The organism is Enterobacter cloacae complex sp. IR5428 (genome assembly GCF_049238585.1).
In the GTDB taxonomy this organism is placed as follows: Bacteria; Pseudomonadota; Gammaproteobacteria; order Enterobacterales; family Enterobacteriaceae; genus Enterobacter; species Enterobacter intestinihominis.
The window spans coordinates 1-6,137 of sequence record NZ_JBMKHV010000031.1; the positions used below are offsets into that span (position 1 = coordinate 1).

General features: G+C 52.1%; 6 protein-coding genes and 2 pseudogenes. 3 read left to right on the forward strand and 5 right to left on the reverse strand.

Translation table 11 applies throughout. The features are described 5' to 3' along the window. The first annotated feature begins 88 nt into the window (after nucleotides 1-88). Together ACOTXC_RS22535 and ACOTXC_RS22540 are read left to right on the forward strand one after the other, a co-directional pair. Nucleotides 89-601, forward strand: coding sequence for a restriction endonuclease (locus tag ACOTXC_RS22535; protein WP_071549088.1), 513 nt, complete (start codon nucleotides 89-91; stop codon nucleotides 599-601). Between the two features lie 4 nt (nucleotides 602-605). Continuing rightward, on the forward strand, nucleotides 606-812 hold the full coding sequence (locus ACOTXC_RS22540) for a hypothetical protein (RefSeq protein WP_001749967.1): 207 nt from the start codon (nucleotides 606-608) through the stop codon (nucleotides 810-812). Nucleotides 813-822: 10 nt separating this feature from the next. On the opposite strand, the pseudogene ACOTXC_RS22545 reads toward ACOTXC_RS22540, so the two are convergent. Further along, nucleotides 823-1,095 (reverse strand): annotated as a pseudogene (locus ACOTXC_RS22545) (IS1 family transposase); the annotation flags it as partial. Between the two features lie 98 nt (nucleotides 1,096-1,193). On the opposite strand from ACOTXC_RS22545, the gene ACOTXC_RS22550 reads away from it, so the two are divergent. Continuing rightward, the gene (locus tag ACOTXC_RS22550; protein ID WP_001288432.1) at nucleotides 1,194-2,627 is read left to right on the forward strand and encodes a DNA cytosine methyltransferase; all 1,434 of its coding nucleotides are present in this window, start codon (nucleotides 1,194-1,196) and stop codon (nucleotides 2,625-2,627) included. 33 nt (nucleotides 2,628-2,660) lie between these two features. Here the strand turns inward: ACOTXC_RS22550 and ACOTXC_RS22555 are convergent, their stop codons facing one another. From ACOTXC_RS22555 to ACOTXC_RS22570, 4 genes and pseudogenes are all read right to left on the reverse strand, one after another. Next, a complete protein-coding gene (locus ACOTXC_RS22555; protein ID WP_001749969.1) occupies nucleotides 2,661-3,869 on the reverse strand; it encodes a type II site-specific deoxyribonuclease in 1,209 nt (402 codons plus the stop codon). A 266-nt stretch (nucleotides 3,870-4,135) separates the two neighbouring features. Beyond that, a complete protein-coding gene (locus ACOTXC_RS22560) occupies nucleotides 4,136-4,900 on the reverse strand; it encodes an IS6-like element IS6100 family transposase (RefSeq protein ID WP_001389365.1) in 765 nt (254 codons plus the stop codon). Between the two features lie 506 nt (nucleotides 4,901-5,406). Further along, the gene (locus tag ACOTXC_RS22565) at nucleotides 5,407-5,907 is read right to left on the reverse strand and encodes a GNAT family N-acetyltransferase (protein ID WP_000376623.1); all 501 of its coding nucleotides are present in this window, start codon (nucleotides 5,905-5,907) and stop codon (nucleotides 5,407-5,409) included. A gap of 127 nt (nucleotides 5,908-6,034) precedes the next feature. Continuing rightward, nucleotides 6,035-6,137: pseudogene (locus ACOTXC_RS22570) on the reverse strand (sulfonamide-resistant dihydropteroate synthase Sul1); the annotation flags it as partial.

Consider the following 6,137-nt stretch of genomic DNA (forward strand, 5'->3'; position numbering starts at 1 on the left):
AGTACCAGCGTACGGCCCACAGAATGATGTCACGCTGAAAATGCCGGCCTTTGAATGGGTTCATGTGCAGCTCCATCAGCAAAAGGGGATGATAAGTTTATCACCACCGACTATTTGCAACAGTGCCCAAAAAATTAACTACCTGAGGAAAATTGATCCTTTTGTGTTTGAAGAACTGTTGCTGGAAGGATTTGAAGCGCATGGCTTCAGAACCATCAGAAACAAACGCTATACCGGCGATGGAGGCATTGACGGCCAGGTAATAATAGGAAAATATCGCTATCTTATTCAGGCTAAACGCTATCGCGGCCATATTGCTTTACAGCACGTACAGGAGTTCGAGAAGTTGCTTAAACGTCATAACTGTCGCGGTCTGTTTTGCCATACCGGGAAAACCGGCGCAGGTTCAAAATCTGTCAGTATTGCCAGTGAACGGATGGAGATTATCAGCGGCCAGCGCCTGATAGATTTGCTCACGCCCGGCAGCTCCTTCACTATCGCAACCGCCCCGCAGACGATGATGAAGCGTACCGCAGCAACACTAGAAACGAGCACCATTGTTAAAGATGCCGGTAAAGAAAATCGATACCATGAGAGTTAATTAAATGAAGTCAGTAACTATAGAAGCAAAAACATTTGCTGAAATGTTAGGAATAACAGAAGGTGAGTTAATCTTTGCCATTAAGAAAACTGGCACATTCAAAAACAAGACCATCCCACAACCTCATGAGCCACATAAATCAAATAATAGATTTTTATATTCAGACGTAATGAGGTTTATAGAATCACTAAAAGACAAAGAGAACCGGTAATGACTCCAACTTACTGATAGTGTTTTATGTTCAGATAATGCCCGATGACCTTGTCATGCAGCTCCACCGATTTTGAGAACGACAGTGACTTCCGTCCCAGCCTTGCCAGATGTTGTCTCAGATTCAGGTTATGTCGCTCAATGCGCTGAGTGTAACGCTTGCTGATAACGTGCAGCTTTCCCTTCAGGCGGGATTCATACAGCGGCCAGCCATCCGTCATCCATACCACGACCTCAAAGGCCGACAGCAGGCCCAGAAGACGCTCCAGCGTGGCCAACGTGCGTTACCTAACAATAAACCTGTTTAAATATCCAGATAAAAACATTCAATCTGGGTCAAATGAGTGATACAGTTTCACCCATAAGACCCAATGGAGGCAATATGTCTGAATTTGAATTACTGGCGCAGGATCTGCTTGAGAAAGCAGAAGCGGAAGAACAACTGCGACAGGAAAATGATAAAAAGCTGCTCGGGCAGGTGCTGGAAATCTATGACCAGAAGTACGTGGCTGAACTGCTTAGAAAAGTTGGTAAAAATGAGTGGAGTCGCGAGACTCTTAATCGCTGGATTAATGGTAAGTGCTCACCTAAGACGCTGACGTTAGCCGAAGAGGAACTTCTACGAAAAATGCTTCCGGAAGCGCCTGCACATCACCCTGACTATGCCTTCCGGTTTATTGACCTGTTTGCTGGGATTGGAGGTATACGGAAGGGCTTCGAAACCATCGGTGGCCAGTGCGTTTTTACCAGTGAATGGAATAAAGAGGCTGTGCGCACATATAAAGCTAACTGGTTTAACGATGCTCAGGAACACACTTTCAATCTAGATATTCGGGAAGTCACGCTCAGTGATAAACCTGAAGTACCTGAAAACGATGCCTATGCTTACATTAATGAGCATGTGCCGGATCATGATGTACTTCTAGCAGGTTTCCCCTGTCAACCGTTCAGCCTTGCGGGCGTAAGCAAGAAAAACTCGCTCGGGCGCGCGCATGGTTTCGAATGTGAGGCTCAGGGAACGCTTTTCTTCGATGTGGCGCGTATTATCCGCGCAAAAAAACCTGCCATCTTTGTTCTTGAAAACGTTAAAAACCTGAAGAGCCATGACAAGGGTAAAACCTTTAAAGTCATCATGGATACCCTCGACGAACTTGGCTATGAAGTTGCGGATGCAGCTGAGATGGGCAAAAACGATCCTAAAGTTATCGACGGAAAACACTTTTTACCTCAGCACCGAGAACGTATCGTTTTGGTCGGTTTCCGCCGTGATCTGAACATTCACCAGGGCTTTACCCTGCGCGATATTAGTCGTTTTTATCCGGAACAGCGTCCGTCATTTGGCGAACTGCTGGAACCCGTGGTTGACAGCAAATATATACTGACGCCGAAACTCTGGGAGTATCTCTATAACTACGCCAAAAAGCACGCAGCTAAGGGTAACGGATTCGGTTTTGGCCTCGTTAATCCTGAAAATAAAGAAAGCATTGCCCGTACGCTTTCTGCTCGCTATCACAAAGACGGGTCTGAAATTCTGATAGACCGTGGCTGGGATATGGCCACAGGTGAAACAGACTTCGCGAACGAAGAAAATCAGGCGCATCGGCCCCGCAGGCTGACTCCGCGAGAGTGCGCGCGCCTTATGGGTTTTGAAAAAGTAGATGGCAGGCCTTTTCGCATTCCTGTGTCAGACACTCAGTCGTACAGGCAGTTCGGTAACTCCGTAGTGGTGCCCGTGTTTGAAGCCGTAGCCAAACTGCTTGAACCTTATATCCTGAAAGCGGTTAATGCCGATTCGTGCAAGGTTGAACGAATCTGATCGCTCCTCCCGGTATTTATGCCGGGAGATAATCTATGGAATATCTGCGTAAAGCCCTGTCAGCTCAGCAATAAACGCACCTAGCGTCATTAGCTCAGCTCTCACCGCCTCCGGGTATTTTTTGTGCAGAGATGATGGCACGACCAATCTGACACCCGACTCCCGCATCTCCCGATATTGAGCCAGAGAAACTCCCTCCTGGAGTGTAAACAGATGCACCTGATGAATTTTATCGGCCTCATTCAGTATCTGACGCCAGCGATCCTTACAGGTAGTCTTGACTGCCAGCATGCGCAGATTTTCTACGGGAAACTCAGTATCGTGGTAAGCCCCTGCGGAAGGGAAAAGGAAATCGGGTTTTTTATTACCTTCTGTGATGGCCTGCGTCGCAAAGTGTCGCAGGCCGTGCTCAATGAATAGATGCTCCAGGTGCAGTTCCAGCGACTTCCCGGCTCTGGATTTACGGCGATTGCTGACAGAATTGGCCAGCGCAATAAATTCATCCACAGAGCCAAATCCTTTCCGGATGATATCCAGAACATGCAGTTCCTCAACCAATAGAAATATGTCGTACTCCACGCGCCGGCGGTCAAGAAGTTGCTCATCCGGATCAAGGGAATTTTTCACATAATGGCTGGCTGCATACTGAATAATTTCACTTCCCGACGGAAAGCGCAGGTGCCAGTCTTCAGGTAGAATATATTTATGATTTACTGGCGCTTGCTGTAGAGATAGTCCGCCTAGAATCTGTCCTGCGGGGCCGGATATAAGCGCTCCGGGTATAACTTCACCAATAGCGGTCTCAATGACGTCCTCTTCATCAGTGCTGGCGCATACCCAAATATTTACTTCCTTACAGTCCCCCCCTTGCTCATCAAGCTTGAAAGCCAGGAGCGTCAGAGCCCCTGTATTTTCAGGATCCTGAAGTGGGCTGCCTCTACCCCAGCGGGTAATCCTTTTTTCATTCCGGGTTTTACCAAAATGACGGCTGTTATAATAAATTGCCCTGGCTTCGCTGTCAGGGCAATCATGCGATGACACATGTGCGGTGAGAAAAACCGAAGGGTTCAGTTCACGGGTATGGTTGATAGACGGAAAGAGTTTTTCAACGATACCTGAAGGGATATAAAGCCCTACCTGGTGACCACCTGTTGCGCCGGTATCGTTGGCGGAAAGGCGTTTGATGTAGACGAAGTAATTCTCACATGCGATCTCAAGTAGCCAGTTGTGGAAAACCGACATAAGCATCCCCTGTTACCCTGAAACTCTACTCACCATTTTTTCATGATTATATACAAACAGTGTCATTTTCAGAAGACGACTGCACCAGTTGATTGGGCGTAATGGCTGTTGTGCAGCCAGCTCCTGACAGTTCAATATCAGAAGTGATCTGCACCAATCTCGACTATGCTCAATACTCGTGTGCACCAAAGCGAGGTGAGCATGGCGACGGAGGCTCTGTTGCAAAGATTGGCGGCAGTCAGAGGTAGGCTGTCGCTCTGCGCCGATCAGGCGGCTGCTGCGAAATGGTGGTTGAGCATGCCCATGGCCTCCGTCAGCGCCGAGGGCCCAATGCCAAAAGCTCTCTCCACAAGGCGCACCTCGCCCCTGATGCCGGGCTGCAGGCACCAGGGGCGAGCCTGTCCTTTGCGCAGGGCTCGCATGACTTCGAATCCCTTGATCGTGGCATAGGCCGTGGGGATCGATTTGAAACCGCGCACCGGCTTGATCAGTATCTTGAGCTTTCCGTGATCGGCCTCGATCACGTTATTGAGATACTTCACCTGCCGGTGGGCCGTCTCCCGGTCCAGCTTTCCTTCGCGCTTCAATTCGGTGATCGCTGCACCATAGCTCGGCGCTTTGTCGGTATTGAGCGTGGCAGGCTTTTCCCAGTGCTTCAGGCCTCGCAGGGCCTTGCCCAGGAACCGCTTCGCTGCCTTGGCGCTGCGGGTCGGCGACAGGTAGAAATCGATCGTGTCGCCCCGCTTGTCGACTGCCCGGTACAGGTAGGTCCACTTGCCCCGCACCTTGACGTAGGTTTCATCCAGGCGCCAGCTCGGATCAAAGCCACGCCGCCAGAACCAGCGCAGCCGCTTCTCCATCTCCGGGGCGTAGCACTGGACCCAGCGATAGATCGTCGTATGGTCGACCGAAATGCCGCGTTCCGCCAGCATTTCCTCAAGGTCGCGATAGCTGATCGGATAGCGACAATACCAGCGCACCGCCCACAGGATCACATCACCCTGGAAATGGCGCCACTTGAAATCCGTCATCGTTCCGTCCGTCCAATCTCCGCCAAGCATGCTCAAGCTTCACGATTTTTGCAACAGAGCCCACACGAGTATTGAGCATAGTCGAGATTGGTGCAGATCACTTCTGATATTGAACTGTCAGGAGCTGGCTGCACAACAGCCATTACGCCCAATCAACTGGTGCAGTCGTCTTCTGAAAATGACATTTGGTATCTCTCATAAACGGATGTTTTTGAGAGAACTATCTTCGGCCTTCACACGCACGAAAGGCGGCGAAGCTCCGCCGTTAATCCGTCCGCCGGAGATCTCGCCCAGGCAGGCTGAAGGCCGAGCAAGCCTGACAGGCCCGAAAAGCCCGGCACGGGCGTCGGCGGCGATGACGGCGGCGGCATTATCCAGGGTTGATGATGGAAGTGGAGGATATCGACAACCTCTCGCGCAACCAAGACATCGCGGTCGGACTGCAAGTGATCTTGAAGCCACGGGCCCGTCCCACCCCGACATGGACCTCGATGCCCGAACGGACGTTAGATTTCGAGTTCTAGGCGTTCTGCGATGAAGGTTGGATCCCAGCCGGGATTGAAAGTGTCGACGTGGGTGAATCCGAGCCGCTCGTATAGGCCACGCAGGTTCGGGTGGCAGTCGAGCCGCAGCTTGGCGCACCCCTGCGTTCGCGCGGCATGGCGGCAAGCCTCGATCAGCGCGGAGCTGACACCCCGGCCCGCATGTGTCCGTCGCACCGCGAGCTTGTGCAGATATGCGGCCTCCCCCTTGAGGGCGTCGGGCCAGAACTCGGGATCCTCGGCCGACAAGGTGCAACAGCCGACGATGCCGTCGCTGCAACTCGCGACTAGGAGCTCGGATCTCAGGACGAAGGTCTCCGCGAATGTCCGGTCGATCCGCGCGACGTCCCAGGCGGGCGTTCCCTTGGCGGACATCCACGCCGCAGCGTCGTGCATCAGCCGCACAACCTCGTCGATATCACCCGAGCAGGCGACCCGAACGTTCGGAGGCTCCTCGCTGTCCATTCGCTCCCCTGGCGCGGTATGAACCGCCGCCTCATAGTGCAGTTTGATCCTGACGAGCCCAGCATGTCTGCGCCCACCTTCGCGGAACCTGACCAGGGTCCGCTAGCGGGCGGCCGGAAGGTGAATGCTAGGCATGATCTAACCCTCGGTCTCTGGCGTCGCGACTGCGAAATTTCGCGAGGGTTTCCGAGAAGGTGATTGCGCTTCGCAGATCTCCAGGCGCGTGGGTG